The organism is Flexivirga alba (genome assembly GCF_042661025.1).
GTDB classification, from domain to species: domain Bacteria; phylum Actinomycetota; class Actinomycetes; order Actinomycetales; family Dermatophilaceae; genus Flexivirga; species Flexivirga alba.
This window is the reverse complement of the sequence record NZ_JBHSWH010000001.1, coordinates 2,569,101-2,586,659: the sequence shown is the minus strand read 5'-3', so window position 1 is coordinate 2,586,659 and position 17,559 is coordinate 2,569,101. Positions and strand designations below refer to the sequence as shown.

The window sequence follows — 17,559 nt, the reverse complement described above, 5'->3', positions numbered from 1 at the left end:
CTGGAAAACCGCTGGTCAGCCGCCCGTAACACCGCGTGTCGAGGTCCCGTCAGGGCAGTTTGAGCTGCTGTCCCGCGACCACCTGCAGGCCGTTGAGGTCGTTTGCCAGCGCCACCTTCGTGACAGCGTCCGAGACCGACATGGACGGGTAGGCGCGGTGCGCCACACCGGACAACGTCTCACCATCGTGCACCGTCACGGAGTGCCCGACCGACGGCGGCGTCGATGCCCAGGCATGCGCCGCTGCACCCCCACCGATCAACAACGCGACCGCGACGACTATGCCCAGCAACCGGCGTCCGCGTGCGGTCAGCCGCAGGCCGCGGGCCTCGACTCGAACACCCACTTGGGCGCCGCCACCACGTGCCGACGGACCGGTCGGAACCGCCCGCAAGTGCCGACGACCCTGACGTAGGTCGACCGGCGCGTCCCACTGCGCAACTGCACTCATCTCTTCCTCCTGAAACTTCGGTGCGAACTGGTGCACACCGCTCGGACAACGAACTCCATCCGAACACGCGTACGATCGTACACCTGTCGGACGGATAGCACGAGCGTTCGACGCCATCGAGACACGCGTCGTACAGATGTTTGGAAACTGTGTCCGAAACCCATACGCTGTTTTCACGAAGCCAAGGCAAGCACCGACCACCGACAACCGTTCGGATCCGGTCCGCACAGATCGCTCGCCAGCCGCTTTGAGCGAAGTGTTCGCCGAGGAGGAGATGACAGCGATGGCACAGGTGCACGAACTTCCCGACCGCGCCGGAGAAAGCCTGACCACAAGGCAGCGCAAGGTGCTGCAGGTGATCCGCAATTCCGTTGACCGGCGCGGATATCCGCCGAGCCTGCGTGAGATCGGCGATGCCGTCGGACTGACCAGTCCGAGCTCCGTCGCGCACCAGCTGACGATGCTCGAGCGCAAGGGCTACCTGCGCCGTGACCCCAACCGGCCACGTGCCATGGAGGTCATCGATCCGGACGCGACCGACACCCGCGGTTACCGCGGCGGCTCGAGTGTGCGGAGCGCGCAGGAGTCGAGCCTCGACGAGACCGGCCTGGGTGACGAGCGGCCCGAGGCGTCATACATTCCCGTTGTCGGGCGCATCGCCGCCGGCGGCCCGATTCTGGCCGAGCAGGTCGTCGAGGACGTCTTCCCGCTGCCCAAGCAGATCGTCGGCGAAGGCGACCTTTTCCTGCTCAAGGTGGTCGGTGACTCGATGATCGACGCCGCGATCTGCGACGGCGACTGGGTTGTCGTGCGCCAGCAGCCAACTGCGACCAACGGCGACATCGTCGCGGCCATGCTCGACAACGAGGCGACCGTCAAGACGTTCAAGCGTGCGCGCGGCAAGGTCTGGCTGCTCCCGCACAACGACGCCTACGACCCGATCGACGGCGACGACGCGACCATCCTCGGCAAGGTCACGGCAGTTCTACGTCGGATCTGACCCAACTCTGCGCGATCAGGACGCGCGGCGCCCGGCGAGGGTCTCCGCCAACGAAAGCAGCGTCGACCCGAGCGGGGCGTCGATGCGGATCGACACCTCCTCGTCGGTCGCCCGGGTCCAGCCGTGGGTCACGACAGCGACCGGGATCCCATCCCGCACCGCGCGGCGGATGAAGCGATAGCCGGACATCACCGCGAGCGATGAACCGAGGACCAGGATCGCGCGAGCGGCTTGCACCCGCGCGAAACACTGCTCGACCAGGTCCTTGGGCACCGACTCCCCGAACATCACCACATCCGGCTTCAGCAGGTCCGAGCCGCAGATGACGCAATGCACCAGCCGGAAGTCGCCGATCAGCGACTCGGCGATCGCGACATCGCCATCCGGCCGTAGCGGGCCGGTGGCGGATCGGTCGAAGTCAGGGTTGGCGAGTTGCAGCCAGTCGTCGACCATCGTGCGTTCGTAACGCTCGCCACAGTGCATACAGACCACATGCGTGAGGCTGCCGTGCAACTCCGCGACATCGTCAGCGCCGGCCGCCTGGTGCAGGCCGTCGACGTTCTGAGTGATGATCGGCCCGATCAGACCGGCCTGCTGCAACGCCGCGACTGCGAGATGACCCGGGTTCGGCTCAGCAGCCGCGAAGCGCGGCCAGCCGACATACGAGCGAGCCCAATACCGTTGCCGCGCAGTGGGATCGGCAAGGAGCTCCTGAGCGGTCATCGGCTGGAACCGCCGTTGACCGTCGGCGCCTCGATAGTCGGGAATCCCGGATTCTGTCGACAGGCCGGCACCGGTGAGGGCGAGGACTCCCCCACGACTCACCAGCTCGGTCAGCGCCGCCGGATCCGTAGTCACCACCCTGTCAAGGTCTCATACTCGCGCGACCTCGGGCGTCAGCGCGGTCAGTTGGACCCGCCGGCATATTGATTAGCGATCTTGGAGAATTGGCCAGAACAAATAACTAAATGTTATTCTTGGGCCATGATCGACGCAGCTGGACTCAGGGTCATCAAGGCGATCAGCGATCACGGCAGCTTCACTGCTGCGGCCACGTCGCTGGGCTACTCGCAGCCGGCCATCTCCCAGATGGTTCGGCGCCTGGAGGACCGCACCGGAACCGTTCTGGTGGAACGTCTCGGCCGCACCGTCCGCCTCACCGAGGCCGGTCAGGTCCTCGCCCGCCACGCCAATCCGGTGCTTGCTGCGCTCGAGGCCGCGGAGTCCGAAGTGGCCGCCATCGCAGGCCTGCGGGCCGGGCGAGTTCGCCTGATGGCTTTCCCCTCCTCCTCCTCGACGCTGGTGCCGCGTGCGCTGGCGCTGGTCAAGAAGCGCTTTCCTGACGTGCAGGTGAGCTTCACCGAGGCCGAGCCGCCCGAGTCGCTGGCCGCCCTGCGCTCGGGTGAGTGTGACGTCGCCGTCGCGTTCGCCTACGAAGGCACCGACCTGGCTCGCGGCGAGGAGGACATCGAGTCGTTCGTGACCCGCAAATTGCTGGACGACGAGGTGCGACTGGCGCTTCCGCTGAATCACCCGAAGGCAAAGTCCAAGAAGGTCAAGCTCGCCGATCTGGCGAGTGAGCCGTGGATCGCCGGGTGCCCGCGCTGCCGCGGCCACCTGCTGTCCCTCGCGGAGCGCGCCGGTTTCAATCCCGATGTCGCGTTCGAGACCGAGGATTACGTCGCGGTCCTTGGCCTGGTGTCCGAGGGCCTGGGCGTCGCGTTGATCCCCGACCTGATTCGCCGTTCGGCCGGTAACCCTGGCGTCGTCACGGTGCCGATGGATCCCGCCTCCCGGCGCTCGGTGTATGCCGTCACCACCCCGGACCTGCAACGGGTGCCGGCCGTGTCGGCGACCCTCGACGCGCTGTGTGAAGCCGCGCGCGCCAAGAACGTCTGTTCCTGAGTCGAACCTGGCGCCATACCTGCTCAGGGCCTGGCGACCAGGGGTGCACCGTCCTTCGCGATGATCGCGATGTCCCCACCCCGATCCGTGCGCAACACGGTGGAATCGCTCTGGGCGAGCAGATCGAGAGTCCGCGGTGCCGGGTGTCCGTAGTCGTTGTGCGCGCCGACGCTGATGACCGCGATGGCTGCCCGCAGTGTGTGCTCCAGTCCAGGGTCCTGGTTCGCCGAGCCGTGATGCGGCACCTTCAGCACGTCGACCGGTCGCGCATCCGGCAGCTTCCGCAACTGAGCCAATACCAGTGCGGCGGCTTCCTTTTCGATGTCACCGGTCATCAGCAGCCGCAGGCCGTGCGAGCGCACGTCCAGCACGATGCTGGCGTTGTTCTGGACCGACCCCGCCCTGATGAGTCGGGTCGGACCAACCACCAGCGCGTGCACCGCACCGATGTCCAGCACGTCACCCGTCGCGAGCGTCTGCATTGCCAGGTTGTGCTGCGCAGCCAGCGACTGAACCAGTGGCTCTTCGCTGGGTTCGTCGCCGGCGCCGGAAGCGCCGGTCGATTCGACCGGCGTGACGTAGAGGGCACGCACCTGCCGCCCGTCGAACACCGCCGCGAGGCCACCCACGTGATCCGCGTGAAAGTGGGTCAGCACAACAGCGTCGACCACGCGGATCTGCAGCCGGTCGAGGCAACCGTCCATGGCACCGGGCTCGGGACCGGTGTCCACGACCAGTGCATGCCCCGGAGCGGTCTGGAGCACTCCGCCATCTCCTTGTCCGACGTCACACGCGACGTAGACCCAACCGGGCGGCGGCCACCCACTGATCGGGGTCGGCGCCCAGGCGGCGGCAGCGAGGACTGCGCCTGCGCCGGCCAGGTATGGCCGCACCCAGAGGGTGCGCAGCAGCCACACGCCCGCGAACAACAACAGCACGGTCAGTGCGGCGAGCAGCATCGCACCGGTTGCGCCGTCCGGCCACGGGAGAGTGCCGAGCGGCACCCGCGCACACGTATGTGCGATCCACGCGATGCCCTGGGTCGGTAGTGCGGCCAGCCAGGCCGGCAGCCGCGCGAGACCCACGCTCACCGGCGCGACCAGCACGGTGATGACGCCGCACATCGTCGCCGGCGCCACCAGCGGTGCAGCCAGCACGTTGGCCGGTATGCCGATGAGACTGACCGAGCCCTGCAGCAGCACGATGACCGGAGCACACATCGCCTGCGCCGCCATGGGTATGGCGACCGCCTCCGCCACCGGAGCCAGTCGCCTCGGCAGGAAGCGAGCGATCCGGTCCGCCCACGGGCGTGCGAAGAAGAGCAGCCCGGCGGTCGCCAGGGTCGACAACGCGAATCCGTAGGACGCCGCCAGCCAGGGATCAATCACGAGCAGCAACAGCACAGCCGCGGCCAGCACCGGAGGCCCGGAGGCCCGTCTCGACACAGACATGCCGACGAGTCCCACGACGCCCATCACCGCGGCCCGGATCACCGATGGCTCCGGGCGACAGAGCAGCACGAACAACCCGAGCGCAAGAGCGGCCACCACCAGTCGCCACCTTCCCCGGACACGGAGCCACCCGGCAACCCACATCGTGGCGAGCAGCACCATCGTGACGTTGGAACCGGACACGGCGTTGAGATGCGTCATACCGGTGGCGCGCATGTCGTCGTTGAGTTGCGCCGGCAGGCGCGAGGTGTCTCCCATCACCAGCGCCGGCACCAGCCCGCGTGGGTCGGTGGGCAGGCCTTCGGTGGCTACCCGAGTATCGCGGCGCACCACCTCGACAGCGTCGAAGAGCGGTCCTGCTCCCCCGATGACCCGCGGCGGGCCGCGTGCGGTCAGCACGGCTTCCACATCATCGCCGGGCTCGGCAGCCTGCAGCCGCCCGTCGACCGCAACGCGTTCATGCCAGTGGACCGCCAGCCATCGTTCGTCACCGAGCACCAGCACGGGCGTGTTGGGGGTGCTGCGCATGCCGCGACCGACGATCTGCCGAACCGAGAGCTTGACGATCACCAGGCTCTGGTGACCACCCAGACCGGCACCCACGGGCCGCGGGTCGGAGGACACCACCGCTTCGACGCGGACGATCGCCCGCTTCGCAGCCAGTTGGTCGACCGTGCCCGCCTGTCGTGTCATGAGATGTCCCGCCGTGGCCGCGCACACCAGCGCTACTGCCGCGCCGGCGAGTGCCACCGTCTCGAGAACCCTGCGACGGCGGCCGGGCACCTCCGGAACTCCGGGCCGAACCACGATGGCGACCGCGAGAAACGCGTTGAGCGCTGCCAGGCACACGCTGACGCTCACCGGCAGCCGCAGCACGACGAGCGTGACCGGCCAGGCGACGGCCGCAGCAGTGAACAATCGCAGATCGAGCGAGCGTGGCTTTCCGGTGACGTGTTCCGGCATCCGGCGGATCCGCTCGACGACAGGCTGTATGACGGCCGCGCCGACGGCCTGAGCGAGGTGCACCACTCCTCAACCGACGGTCACCAGCGGAAGCAGCTGCGCCAGCGTCTTGTCACCGATGCCGCTGACCTCGCCGAGCTCGTCGACGGTGCTGAACCGGCCGTTGTCCGCACGCCACTGCAGGATGCGCTGAGCCATCACAGGCCCGACCCCCGGCAGTCCCTCGAGGGTCGTCTCGTCAGCGGTATTGAGGTTGACCGTGCTCGCCGGGCTGCCACCGCCCGCGCCGCCGGCAGCCGACGATCCGCCTGCAGCGCCGCCCGCCGCCGGCGGTGTGGGGTGTTCACCCGGCTTGGGGACCTGGATCTGCTCGCCGTCGGCGACGACCCGTGCCAGGTTGATCGCCGACAGGTCGGCGCCGGGCAGTGCACCTCCCGCTGCGGAGACGGCGTCCTGGACCCGCGAGCCGCTCTTGACGTGCACCACGCCGGGTTTGCGGACCTGCCCCACGACTTGCACGACCAGGGTGGTCGGCGCAGCGCTCGACGACGCAGCCGTGGACCCGAATCCCTGTCGTGTCGCCGAACTGCTCGGCGCCGAGGCTGACGCGGAACTCGTCGAGGTGGCTGCGCCGGCCGAGGCAACGGGGTGCGGCTCGGCGGCCGCGCGCGCCCACAGCACACGCCCGCCGAAGACCAAGGCCGCAACCGACACCAGGATCAAAGCGCCGATGACGGCGAGCCTGCTCGGCGCAACCTGAGCGCCGATGAGCGGCTCGGGTGGACGCAACAGCGGCTCTCGTGGACGCAACTCGTCGTTGCCACCGCCAGCTGAATGACGTCCACGACGCGTCTGGTCGGAGTGCTCCGCACGTCGGGTCGCTGCTACCCGGCGCGGCAGATCAGCGACTCTCGAGCGCGGCTCGTCGACGACGGAGTCCTCGGTCGGCACCCAGCCGGGCGCCCGACGGACCGCCTCCAGCTCCTCGAGCACCGCCGCCAACCGATCGGGTGTGCCTTCCTCCGCGCGTCCGCGTCCCATCACGCGTACTCCGCGTCTCGCGCTTGCTGAGGATGAACTTCCATGCCTGGAACACTAGGCAAGACAACGAAGTTCGCGCTTCGACGGACACGCAGTCCTGTGGACAACCCGCCATAGGACGCGGGGCTGTGGACAACCGCCCGGGCAGTCGGTCAGTCCGAGGAGCCCACGATGCGGGTCCGGCCGGACAGCCGCGGAGTCACCACGACCGCCAGCGTGCCGGGTCCGACGTGCGCACCCACTGCTGCGCCGAGCTCGACGAGTAGCAGCCGCCGCGCCCTCGGCAGCTCGCCGGCGAGCTGCTCGATCAGGGTCTCGGCACGTGGCCGTGAATCCAGGTGGTGCACGGCGACGTCGATCCCGTCGACGTCGTCGCGCTCCTCCAACTTCTCGACCGCGTCGACCGCATGCTTCACGAGCCGGGCAAGTGCCTTGCTGGTTGTGCGCACTCGCTCCAACGGCTCGATGTGCCCGTCGCGCACGGTCAGCAGCGGTTTGATGGCGAGGGCGGAGCCCATCAGCGCAGAGGCGCGCCCAATACGTCCCCCTCGGCGCAGATGCTCAAGGGTGTCGACGTAGAAGACGGTCGTGGACGATCCGGTATGACGGCGCGCCGCATCCGCGACCGCCGCGGCGTCCGCACCCGATGCGGCTGCCTCCGCAGCGGCGATCACCCCGAAACCCATTGCCATACCGATGGTTTCGCTATCGATGACGGTCACGGGAATCGTCGCGTCGCGCGCCGCCAATTGTGCCGAGGAGAGCGTTGCCGACATCTGCGAGGACACGTGCACCGAAACGATTGCCTCATGTCCGGCGTCGGCCAGCGCGGCATACAACTGGGTGAAGACTGCGGGCGACGGCCGGGAGGTCGACACCGGGACGAAGTCGCGCAACGCCTGCGCCACCTCCTCGGCCGTGACGCCACGCCCCTCGTCATACGAGATGCCGCCGATGGCCAGGCGCATCGGCACGACCGAGATGCCGTGAGCAGCGGCCACCCCCGGCGGCAGGTATGCCGTCGAGTCGGTCACCACCGCCACCGTCATAGAGCTCAACCAACCACTAGGTTGACGAGCTTCGGGGCGCGCACGATCACCTTGCGAATCTGCTTGTCCCCCACCGCTGCTCGGATCTTGTCGCTCTGCCGGGCGAGGGCCTCCAGGTCAGCATCAGCGATGTCGATCGGGACTTCCAGTCGATCGCGAACCTTGCCCTGCACCTGCACGACACAGGTGACGGTCTCGTCGACCAGTAGTGACTCGTCGGCGACCGGGAACGTCTCGTGCGACAGCGACGACTCGTGCCCCAGCCGGGACCACAGCTCTTCGGCGATGTGCGGTGCGACCGGCGCGGTCATCAGCACCAGTGCCTCGACGACCGGCCTGGGCGACCCGCCTTCGGAGGACGCCTTGGTCAGTGCGTTGTTCAGCTCGATCAACTTCGCGATCGCGGTGTTGAACTGCAGCGCCTCGTAGTCCTTGCTGACACCGTCGATCGTCTTGGCCATCACTCGCTTCAAGTCGGCCGACGCTTCGGTATCGCGCACCCGCAGCTCACCGGAATCTTCATCGATCACGTTGCGCCACAGGCGTTGCAGGAAGCGCTGCGCACCGACGACGGCACGGGTTTCCCAGACACGGGACTGGTCCAGCGGACCCATCGACATTTCGTAGACGCGGAAGGTGTCCGCACCGAACGTCGCGCACATCTCGTCCGGCGTCACGACGTTCTTCAGTGACTTGCCCATCTTGCCGAACTCGCGAGAGACCGGCTGCCCCTGCCAGGTGAACGTCGTTGTGTCGCCGTCCACGTGCTCCTCGACCTCGGCGGCGGGCACCGGCTGGCCACGGTGGTCGCGGTAGGCGAACGCCTGCACGTAGCCCTGGTTGAACAGCCGACGGAACGGCTCCTCGGAGCTGACGTAGCCGAGGTCGAAGAGCACCTTGTGCCAGAAGCGCGAGTAGAGCAGGTGCAGCACGGCATGCTCGACACCGCCGACGTAGAGATCAACACCACCGGTGTCGCCGGGCTTGTCGTTCGGCCCCATCCAGTAGCGTTCGCAGTCGGCATCGACGAAGCGCTCTTGGTTCGACGGGTCGGTGTAGCGGATCTCGTACCAGCACGATCCGGCCCAGTTCGGCATGGTGTTGGTTTCGCGGCGGTACTTCTTCGGCCCGTCGCCCAGGTCCAGCTCAGTCTCGACCCATTCGGTCGCACGCGACAGGGGTGACTCTGGCATCGAATCCGCGTCGTCCGGCGCGTAGGTCTTCGGTGAGTAGTCGGCGACCTCCGGCAACTCGACCGGCAGCATCGACTCAGGCAGTGCGTGCGCGACGCCGTCCTCGTCGTAGACGATCGGGAACGGCTCACCCCAATAACGCTGGCGGCTGAACAGCCAGTCACGCAGCTTGTAGGTGATGGTGCCGCGTCCGGCATCTTGATGCTCCAGGAAGTCGATGATGGTCTGCTTCGCCTCGTCGATCGCCTTGCCGTTCAACGAGACTCGCTCGTTGGACGAGTTGATCATCGCGCCGGAACCGGTGTATGCCTTGTCTTCGTCATGGCCCTCCGTGGGCTGCACGGTGCGCACGTAAGGCAGGTTGTACTTCTTCGCAAAGTCCCAGTCACGGGGGTCCTCAGCGGGCACAGCCATGACGGCACCGGTGCCGTAGCCCATCAGCACATAATCCGCAATGAAGACCGGAATACGTTCTCCCGACACGGGATTGGTCGCAAACGCACCGGTGAAGACACCAGTTTTGGCCTTGGCATCTTCAGCCTGTCGCTCCAGCTCCGACTTGCGGGACGCCGCGCGCCGATATGCCGAAACTGCCTTCGCGGGGGTCGCCTCGCCCCCGTCCAGGCGGCCTGGGTGCCGTCCGGCCAGGCGTCAGTGGCCAGGCGATCGACCATCGGGTGCTCCGGTGCCAAGACCATGAACGTGGTGCCGAAGATCGTGTCGGGCCGAGTCGTGAACACCTCGATACGTTCCTCGACGCCATCGACCTCGAACTCGACTGCGGCGCCTTGGGACCGGCCGATCCAGTTGCGCTGCATCGCCTTGACCGACTCGGGCCACTCCAGGCGGTCCAGGTCGTCGATCAGCCGGTCGGAGTAGGCGGTGATGCGCATCATCCACTGCGGCAGGTTGCGCTGGAAGACCGGCATGTCACCACGCTCGGTCAGGCCCTCGTTGGTGACCTCTTCGTTGGCCACCACGGTGCCCAGTCCCGGCGCCCAGTTGACTGGCACTTCCTTCTTGTAGGCCAGCCGTCGGTTATCGATCTCGTCGCGGCGTTCGGCCGCTGTCAGCTCCGACCACGCGCGGCCGTCCGACGTCGGTACCTGACCGGCCTCGAAGGCGGTCACCAACTCGGTGATGGGGCGTGCCTTGGCGACGCGCTCGTCATACCACGCGTTGTAGATCTGCAGGAAGATCCATTGGGTCCACTTGTAGAAGTCCGGGTCGATCGTCGCGAACGCCCGACGCTTGTCGTGGGACAGCCCAAGCTGGCGCAGCTGCCGGGTATACGTCGTGATGTTGTCCTCAGTGGTTTTGCGCGGGTGCTGGCCCGTCTGCACGGCATACTGCTCGGCCGGCAGCCCGAAGGCATCGAAGCCCATCGTGTAGAGGACGTTGCGTCCAGTCATCCGCTGGTAGCGCGCGAAGACGTCGGTAGCGATGAAGCCCAGCGGGTGTCCGACGTGCAACCCTGCGCCGCTCGGGTACGGAAACATGTCCTGCAGGAAGTACTTCGGCCGCCCGCCGATAGCTGCCTCGTCCGCCCATGGGCCTGCGGGATTGGGAGCATGGAAGACGCCCTGCTCTTCCCATCGGTCCTGCCAAGTGCGCTCGATGTCGTTGGCCAGCGCGGCTGAGTAACGGTGTGCGGGCTGCTCGTCAGTCATGGGTCCGTCCTTCACAATCAAAGCTGTAGTGCGCGTCGGACTCGCCACATGAAAAGACCCCTCACGCGTGGAGGGGTCAGCCGCGTCGTAGTCCGCCTAGCGTCGACGCGGCCGGCTAAGAAGAAGCAACTGCCGCACGAACCACAGATTACCGCACGAGGTACCGACAACGACAAAGGTCCGGCGCCGCCCTTCCGCAGGAGCAGCGCCGGACCTCGCGTCAGTCGAGCCGATCAGGCGTCGAGGCCGTTGACGGCCTTCGCCAGCGCCGACTTCTTGTTGGCGGCCTGGTTCTTGTGGATGACACCCTTGCTCACGGCCTTGTCCAGCTTCTTGGACGCGGTCGCCAGCATCTCGGTGGCCTTGGCCTTGTCGCCGGCCTCGACAGCCGAACGGGTGTGCCGGATCCAGGTACGGAGTTCCGACTTGTAGGCCCGGTTGCGCTCAGTGCGGATCGCGTTGGTCTTGATCCGCTTCATCTGCGACTTGATGTTTGCCACGTGTAGTACTTCCTTGGTCGATCGAAAAATCCAGAATGTCAATGAGGGTTGACAGACGCGCCGACGGATGGGGCGTGGGGACACCCGGGCGATGTCGTCGCGTCGTTACTGCTCGCATACGCGCACGACCAGAACGCGCACGCAAGGCACAAAGTTACCAGCGCCGCGCCATTCCGCCCAAATCGAGGGATGGTCAGCCGTTGCGGGCCGTCGCGATGGTCATGATCGCGCGCTCCAGGGCATACACCGGATCTCGCCCGCCACCTTTGACATCGAAGTCCGCGGCCGCAACGGCTTGTATGGCGCTCCCCAGCCTGGTCCCGTCCCAGCCCTTCGCATCACGGCGGGCGCGATCGACCTGCCAGGGCGCCATACCCAATTCCTTCGCGAGCGCACCGGACGAGCCACGCCCGGCGGTCGCAACCCGCGCGATCTGCCGCAACTGACTGGCCAGCACCGCGACGATCGGCACCGGATCGAGACCCGATGCGAGCGCATGGCGCGCGAGTCGCAGCGCCTCGGGCAGGTTGCCGCCGATCGCGGCGTCGGCGACGCGGAAGCCGGTGGCCTCGACCTTGCCGCCGTAGTAGCGCTGCACGACATCGGCGGTGACCAAGCCCTCGGTGTCGTCGGCCAACTGCTTGCAGGCCGAGGCCAGCTCTCGCAAGTCCTTGCCGACGGCTTCGAGCAACGCACGCACTGCGTCCGGCGCCACCTTGCGACCGGCCGAGCGGAACTCGTTCGTGACGAACGCAGACTTGTCGCGGTCGCTCTTGATCGCGGGTGCGTCGATGATCCGGGCGCCGTTCTTCTTCAACGCATCCAGCGCCTTCTTGCCGCGCACGCCGCCCTTGTGCGCGACGATCAGCGTCGCGTCCGGCGCGCCGGCAGTGACCACGTCGACCAGATCGGCGATCAGCTCTTCGCGGCCCTCGTCGAGGTCACGCACCAGCACGATCTTGCTGTCCCCGAACAGACTCGGGCTGGTGTGCAGTTGCAGGTCGCCACGCTCGTAACTGGCGGCTTCGATCCGCACCAACTCGGCCTGCGGGTCACTTTCGCGCACCAGCGCGATGGTGCTGGTGGCAGCTCGCTCGGCCAGGATCTGCTCAGGCCCGGTGATCAGCACCAGCGGCGGGACGTCCGTCATACGAGCAACTCTGCCACTCGCAGCGGACACCCACGCGGGCGCAGCCTTCGCGGCTCTAAAGTTCGCGAATGAGCCAGAGCCAGTCCTACGTCTTCACCGCCTCGTGTTCCGACCGCCCCGGCATCATCGCGGCCATCAGCACTGCACTGGTGCGGCACGAAGCCAACATCGACGAGTGCCAGCAGTTCGGTGATCCGCTGACCGGGCAGTTCTTCATCCGCGCGCGGGTGCACGGGCCGGTCGAGGAGGACACGCTGCGTGCGTCCCTCGAGCCGGTCGCCGACCGGTTCGGTATGACGTGGGGCCTCTTCCCGGCACAGCAGCCGACCAAGGCGCTGGTGCTGGTCTCCAAACTCGGTCACTGTCTCAACGACCTGCTCTACCGCCAGCAGGTGGGGGCACTTCCGGTGGAGATCGCCGCGGTCGCCTCCAACCACCGGACCTTCCAGAAACTGGTGTCGTCCCACGACATACCGTTCCACCACATCCCGATCTCGAACGACACCAAGGAGATCGGAGAGGCACGGCTGCTCGATCTCATCGAGCAGACCGGCGCCGACCTGGTGATCCTGGCCCGCTACATGCAGGTGCTCTCACCCCAGCTGTGCCAGCGGCTGGCCGGCCGGGCGATCAACATCCACCACTCGTTCCTGCCCAGCTTCCGTGGCGCGCGGCCCTACCACCAGGCCCACGAGCGCGGTGTGAAGTTGATCGGCGCTACGGCGCACTACGTGACGGCCGACCTCGACGAAGGTCCGATCATCGAGCAGGACGTCGCACGCGTCGGCCACAGCTACTCCCCGCCGACATGGTCGTCGCCGGCCGCGACGTCGAGGCGCAGGTCCTCGCGCGCGCCGTCACCTGGCACGCCGAGCACCGGGTCTTTCCCAACGGCGCCAGCACCGTGGTCCTTCGTTAATCCTTCTGGCCCCTCGGGACGACCATCGGGATGCCGGTGCGGGGGTCGGCGACCAGGTCGGCCTCCAGGCCGTACACCTCGTGGAGCAGGTCCGCATCCATCACTTGCACCGGATCGCCTTGTGCCACAACACGACCCCGGCGCATGACGACGAGATGGTCGCTGAACCGCACGGCCAGATTGAGGTCGTGCAGCACCATCGCGACGGTCGCACCGCGCTCCCGGTTGAGCCGGCATACGAGGTCGAGAACGTCGACCTGGTGCGCGAGGTCCAGGTATGTCGTGGGTTCGTCGAGCAGCACGAGATCGGTGTGCTGGGCGAGGGTCATCGCGATCCACACTCGCTGCCGCTGACCGCCGGACAGCGCATCGACCGGCCGGTCGGCGAGGTCGAGTATGCCGGTCCAGCGCATCGCGTCGGTGACGATGTCCTCGTCGCCGTGTGACCACTGCTGGAACCACCGCTGGTGCGGGTGCCGCCCGCGGCCGACCAGGTCACGCACCAGCAACCCTTCGGGGGCGAGCGGGCTCTGCGGCAGCAGCGCCAGGGTGCACGCGAGCTGCTTGGCCGAGCGCGAGCCGATGGGGTCTCCGTCGAGGGTCACCTGTCCGGAGCTTGGGGACAGCAAACGCGAAAGCGTCCGCAGCAGAGTCGATTTGCCGCAGCCGTTGGGGCCGATGATCGTGGTCACCTTGCCGTCCGGGATCTGCAACGAGACGTCGTGGACGACGGGTTCGTCGCCATACCCGACCGTGATGCCGTGGGCGATCAGTCGCGCGTCGGGCGCCTCGGCTGAGTGCTGGAGGACGGCCGTCGATGTCTGAGTCATACGAGGTCCCTTTGCTTGCGGATCAACAGGTAGATGAAATAGGGCGCGCCGACCAGTGAGGTCACCACGCCGACAGCCAGGCCGGTCAGCCACAGCCGGGTGATCACGTCGGCTCCTTGGACGAGCACGGCGCCGGCGAGCGCCGAGGTGAGCAGCGGCGGCCGGGAGGTGCCCGCCAGTCTGCGCGCGATCTGCGGACAGACGAACGCGACGAAGCCGATCGGACCGACCGCCGACACCGCGACAGCCGCCAGCAACACCGCGCACAGCAGCGCGACGGCCTGCGCGCGCGAGGTCCGTATGCCGAGAGCGCGTGCCGTGTCGTCACCGAGTTCGACGATGTTGAGCGTGCTGCCCAGCCACAGCGCGACGGGAGCCACCAGCACGATCACGACGAGCAACCAGGTGACGTTGCTGCCGGTGACCCCGGCCAGCGAACCGGAGAGCCACACCTGCGCCGACGCGGCCGTCTGCAAGCGCGCCGAGACCAACAACCACGACGTGCACGCGGTCAGCGCGGCGGCGATGCCGATGCCGACCAGCACCAGCCGACGGCCGTCGAGCCCGTGCCGCCAGCCGGCGGCATACAGCAACGCGGCCGCGAGGAGGGCGCCGCAGAACGCGGCAATCGGCAGGCCAAGGTCAGCCGAAACTCCAGCAGGGACACCGGAATCCGCGGCGGCGAAAAGCACGATGTAGCCCACCGCGCCGGCTGCCGCGCCAGCGTTGACGCCGATGACGTCGGGGCTGGCCAGTGGGTTGCGCGCGATGGTCTGGATCAAGGCGCCCGACAGCCCGAGCGCGAGACCGGCGAGCAGCGCGACGGCAGCTTCCGGCAGGCGGACATCGCGCACGATGAAGGAGTTGACGCCGGACGAGTCACCCAGCAGGGCGCGGATGACGTCGACGAACGGGATCTTCAGCTCGCCATACGACAGGTTGACGACGAGCAGCACGAGCACGGCGACGCCGGCGACGGTCGCGCAGACGGTTGCCCGCGGGTGCACTCGCCACGACGTCGGCCCGAGGCGTATGGCGGGCCGCGCTGCCTTCGCCTGCGTCGCGAGGGCACTCACAGTTGCACCAGTCGGGCGCGGCGTACCAGGAGCACGAAGGCGGGGCCACCGACCAGGGCCATCACGATGCCGACCTGCACCTCGGCGCCGCCGGCGATGACGCGCCCGAGGATGTCGGCGAGCGTGAGCACGATTGCGCCGATGAGACCGGAGTAGGGCACCACCCAGCGGTAGTCGGGACCACAGCAGAAGCGCGCGATGTGCGGCGCGACCAGGCCGAGGAAGCCGATCGGGCCGCATGCGGCGACGGCACCGCCGGTGAGCAACATGACAGCGCAGATGCCGAGGAACTTGTGCAGGCCCGGTCGCACGCCGAGGGCGCGGGCGGCATCATCGCCGAGCTGAAGCAGGTTGATGGCGGGCGTGCAGATCACCGTCAGCACCAGTCCGAGCGCGATGAACGGAACGACCTGCCAGAAGACGTCCAGGCCACGTCCGCTGGCCGAACCCACCACCCAGAAGCGGTATTGATCAAGGGTCGAGACGTTCGACGTGATGATCGAGGTGATGATCGCCGAGGCGAGCGCACTGACCGCGGCGCCGGCGAGGACGAGGGTGAGTGGGGACGGCCCGCCGCGCACGGCGCTGATCGCGAACACCAGCCAGGCGGTGACCCCGGCACCCAGCAGGGCGAACCATGCGTATGCCGCCGGCGACCCGATGTGCAGCCAGAAGATCGCGAGCACGACGGCGAGGGATGCGCCCTCGGAGACGCCGAGCAGGCCGGGATCGGCGAGCGGGTTGCGTGACTGACCCTGCATGAGCGCGCCGGACACGCCTAGTGCCAGCCCGACGACCAGCAACAACAGAGTCCTGGGCAGTCGCAGGTTGTGGATGATGGCGGACGCCTGGGAGTTGTCCGGGCCGAAGAGCACCCGCAGGGTGCGCGCAGGGCTGATGCCGACGTTGCCGATCATCAGGCTGAGCACCCCGCAGACCAGAACGGCCGCTACCAGCGCACCGACAACCAGCCACGAGCCGGTGCGCACTTTCGTCGAATTACCCTGTGCCGCAGGCGTATTCGCCGTGGTGCTGTTCTCCAGGGTCGTCACGAATGCTCCGTCGGCGGCGGTCCGCGACCCGTCCGGCCGCAGCTGTCTCTGCAGGAAGGTTAGCCTTACCAAAGATGCCTGGCGAACTCGGACCCCCTCGAATGGAATCGAATCACCCGTTCATGTTTAGGTAGGTAAGCCTAACCAACCTTCCCATCACATCATCGCCAGGAGAACCATGCAACCGTCTCGTCGTCTTGTCCTCGCCAGCAGCGGTGCCCTGACACTTTCCGGACTGCTCGCAGCATGCGGCAGCAGCTCCGGCGGATCCGGGTCGGACGCCGCCGCATCGGATGGCGCGAGCAAGACGGGTTTCCCCGTCACGGTCGAGCACAAGTACGGGTCGACCACGATCCCGTCGGCACCGAAACGTGTCGTGTGCGTCGGGCTGCTCGAGCAGGACTCGGTGCTCGCGCTCGGCGTCGTGCCGGTCGGTGTCACCTCGTGGTTGGGCGCCGCCAAGGGCGAGATCTACCCATGGGCCAAGGACAAGCTGGGCAACTCCCCACTGCCGAAGGTCCTGGACAGCAAGAGCATCAACATCGAAGAGATCGCCACCCTCCGGCCCGACCTGATCCTGGCCATCTACTCCGATCTCAAGCAGTCCGACTACGACAAGCTGTCCAAACTGGCTCCCACGATCGCCGCGCCCAAGGGGTATGTCGACTGGGGCACTCCGTGGGACAAGACGGCGCAGCTGATCGCGGACGCGCTCGGCAAGCACGACGAGGGCGTGTCATTGGTCAACAGCGTCAAGAGCGACCTTGCGGCCGCCAAGAAGTCGCATCCGCAGTTCATCGGCAAGACCGCCATCGTCGCCACGCCATACGAGGGCGCCTACATCTACGGGCCGTCCGATATCCGCTCGCAGATCCAGCACGCCCTCGGCTTCACCTTCCCGGCGAGGTTCAAGGACATCGGCGGCAAGACCTTCGGTGGCTCGATCAGCGCCGAGCGCACCAAGGAGATCGACTTCGACGTCGTGGTGTGGCTGGACAGCCCGGCGGATGTGAAGTCGAAGCTCGGCGGCCTCTACGAGCAGACGAAGGCCTACAAGGAGGGGCGCACCATCTACGTCCCGAGCTCGATCGGTGACGGCAAGAAGGTCAGCACCTACTCCTCGGCATTCAGCATGGTGACGCCGCTGTCGATCCCGTGGGTGCTGAAGCGTTACGTGCCCCAGCTCGCTGCCGCAGTCGATGGAAAGACGTCGACGAAGGTGCGCATCATCAACGAGTGAAGTTTATTCTGAACAAGCACAGGAAGCTTGAGATGCGTTGGCGTTGCAGGGAGCTTGCGACGCGCAACG

13 protein-coding genes and 2 pseudogenes are annotated in these 17,559 nt (G+C 67.3%); 4 read left to right on the top strand and 11 right to left on the bottom strand.

Going from position 1 to position 17,559, the window contains the following annotated elements:
• Window positions 1-49 precede the first annotated feature (49 nt).
• The gene (locus ACFQDH_RS12740) at window positions 50-451 is read right to left on the bottom strand and encodes a hypothetical protein (RefSeq protein WP_382401830.1); all 402 of its coding nucleotides are present in this window, start codon (window positions 449-451) and stop codon (window positions 50-52) included.
• Between the two features lie 283 nt (window positions 452-734).
• On the opposite strand from ACFQDH_RS12740, the gene lexA reads away from it, so the two are divergent.
• A complete protein-coding gene (gene lexA / locus ACFQDH_RS12735) occupies window positions 735-1,451 on the top strand; it encodes a transcriptional repressor LexA (RefSeq protein ID WP_382401828.1) in 717 nt (238 codons plus the stop codon).
• A 15-nt stretch (window positions 1,452-1,466) separates the two neighbouring features.
• Here the strand turns inward: lexA and ACFQDH_RS12730 are convergent, their stop codons facing one another.
• Entirely contained in the window at window positions 1,467-2,312 is an 846-nt protein-coding gene (locus ACFQDH_RS12730; protein WP_382401826.1) for an NAD-dependent protein deacetylase, read from the bottom strand.
• A 123-nt stretch (window positions 2,313-2,435) separates the two neighbouring features.
• Between ACFQDH_RS12730 and ACFQDH_RS12725 the strand changes: the two genes are divergently transcribed.
• Window positions 2,436-3,356 (top strand): LysR family transcriptional regulator, encoded by a 921-nt coding sequence (locus ACFQDH_RS12725; RefSeq protein WP_382401824.1) that lies wholly within the window; start codon window positions 2,436-2,438, stop codon window positions 3,354-3,356.
• Between the two features lie 23 nt (window positions 3,357-3,379).
• On the opposite strand, the gene ACFQDH_RS12720 is transcribed toward ACFQDH_RS12725, so the two are convergent.
• The 6 genes and pseudogenes from ACFQDH_RS12720 to holA all read right to left on the bottom strand — a co-directional run bounded on the left by ACFQDH_RS12720 (window position 3,380) and on the right by holA (window position 12,373).
• Window positions 3,380-5,833, bottom strand: a complete 2,454-nt coding sequence (locus tag ACFQDH_RS12720) for a ComEC/Rec2 family competence protein (protein WP_382401822.1) — start codon at window positions 5,831-5,833, stop codon at window positions 3,380-3,382.
• A 6-nt stretch (window positions 5,834-5,839) separates the two neighbouring features.
• Window positions 5,840-6,811 carry a helix-hairpin-helix domain-containing protein gene (locus tag ACFQDH_RS12715; protein ID WP_382401820.1) on the bottom strand — a complete coding sequence of 324 codons (972 nt, stop codon included), beginning with the start codon at window positions 6,809-6,811 and terminating at the stop codon, window positions 5,840-5,842.
• A gap of 152 nt (window positions 6,812-6,963) precedes the next feature.
• Window positions 6,964-7,860, bottom strand: coding sequence for a DegV family protein (locus tag ACFQDH_RS12710; RefSeq protein WP_382401818.1), 897 nt, complete (start codon window positions 7,858-7,860; stop codon window positions 6,964-6,966).
• Between the two features lie 5 nt (window positions 7,861-7,865).
• Window positions 7,866-10,723 (bottom strand): annotated as a pseudogene (leuS, locus tag ACFQDH_RS12705) (leucine--tRNA ligase).
• Window positions 10,724-10,956: 233 nt separating this feature from the next.
• Window positions 10,957-11,223 carry a 30S ribosomal protein S20 gene (gene rpsT, locus ACFQDH_RS12700; RefSeq protein WP_382401816.1) on the bottom strand — a complete coding sequence of 89 codons (267 nt, stop codon included), beginning with the start codon at window positions 11,221-11,223 and terminating at the stop codon, window positions 10,957-10,959.
• Window positions 11,224-11,416: 193 nt separating this feature from the next.
• Window positions 11,417-12,373 (bottom strand): DNA polymerase III subunit delta, encoded by a 957-nt coding sequence (gene holA / locus ACFQDH_RS12695; protein ID WP_382401814.1) that lies wholly within the window; start codon window positions 12,371-12,373, stop codon window positions 11,417-11,419.
• Between the two features lie 68 nt (window positions 12,374-12,441).
• Here holA and ACFQDH_RS12690 point away from each other — a divergent pair.
• Window positions 12,442-13,116 (top strand): annotated as a pseudogene (locus ACFQDH_RS12690) (formyltetrahydrofolate deformylase); the annotation flags it as partial.
• Between the two features lie 172 nt (window positions 13,117-13,288).
• Here ACFQDH_RS12690 and ACFQDH_RS12685 read toward each other — a convergent pair.
• The 3 genes from ACFQDH_RS12685 to ACFQDH_RS12675 are packed head-to-tail and all read right to left on the bottom strand — an operon-like array spanning window position 13,289 to window position 16,250.
• Window positions 13,289-14,122, bottom strand: coding sequence for an ABC transporter ATP-binding protein (locus ACFQDH_RS12685; protein WP_382401812.1), 834 nt, complete (start codon window positions 14,120-14,122; stop codon window positions 13,289-13,291).
• The gene (locus tag ACFQDH_RS12680; RefSeq protein WP_382401810.1) at window positions 14,119-15,198 is read right to left on the bottom strand and encodes a FecCD family ABC transporter permease; all 1,080 of its coding nucleotides are present in this window, start codon (window positions 15,196-15,198) and stop codon (window positions 14,119-14,121) included. The genes ACFQDH_RS12685 and ACFQDH_RS12680 overlap by 4 nt, the downstream gene beginning before the upstream one ends.
• Complete coding sequence (locus tag ACFQDH_RS12675; protein ID WP_382401808.1) at window positions 15,195-16,250, bottom strand: FecCD family ABC transporter permease; 1,056 nt, start codon at window positions 16,248-16,250, stop codon at window positions 15,195-15,197. The genes ACFQDH_RS12680 and ACFQDH_RS12675 overlap by 4 nt, the downstream gene beginning before the upstream one ends.
• 178 nt (window positions 16,251-16,428) lie before the next feature.
• On the opposite strand from ACFQDH_RS12675, the gene ACFQDH_RS12670 reads away from it, so the two are divergent.
• A complete protein-coding gene (locus tag ACFQDH_RS12670) occupies window positions 16,429-17,490 on the top strand; it encodes an iron-siderophore ABC transporter substrate-binding protein (RefSeq protein WP_382401806.1) in 1,062 nt (353 codons plus the stop codon).
• The last annotated feature ends 69 nt before the right edge of the window (window positions 17,491-17,559 follow it).

What these genes read in the sequence shown, in the direction of transcription:
- ACFQDH_RS12715 (WP_382401820.1), bottom strand. Translation starts at nt 6,811, where the DNA reads ATGGGACGCGGACGCGCGGAGGAAGGCACACCCGATCGGTTGGCGGCG.
- ACFQDH_RS12725 (WP_382401824.1), top strand. Translation starts at nt 2,436, where the DNA reads ATGATCGACGCAGCTGGACTCAGGGTCATCAAGGCGATCAGCGATCAC.
- ACFQDH_RS12740 (WP_382401830.1), bottom strand. Translation starts at nt 451, where the DNA reads ATGAGTGCAGTTGCGCAGTGGGACGCGCCGGTCGACCTACGTCAGGGT.
- ACFQDH_RS12685 (WP_382401812.1), bottom strand. Translation starts at nt 14,122, where the DNA reads ATGACTCAGACATCGACGGCCGTCCTCCAGCACTCAGCCGAGGCGCCC.
- lexA (WP_382401828.1), top strand. Translation starts at nt 735, where the DNA reads ATGGCACAGGTGCACGAACTTCCCGACCGCGCCGGAGAAAGCCTGACC.
- ACFQDH_RS12710 (WP_382401818.1), bottom strand. Translation starts at nt 7,860, where the DNA reads ATGACGGTGGCGGTGGTGACCGACTCGACGGCATACCTGCCGCCGGGG.
- holA (WP_382401814.1), bottom strand. Translation starts at nt 12,373, where the DNA reads ATGACGGACGTCCCGCCGCTGGTGCTGATCACCGGGCCTGAGCAGATC.
- ACFQDH_RS12670 (WP_382401806.1), top strand. Translation starts at nt 16,429, where the DNA reads ATGCAACCGTCTCGTCGTCTTGTCCTCGCCAGCAGCGGTGCCCTGACA.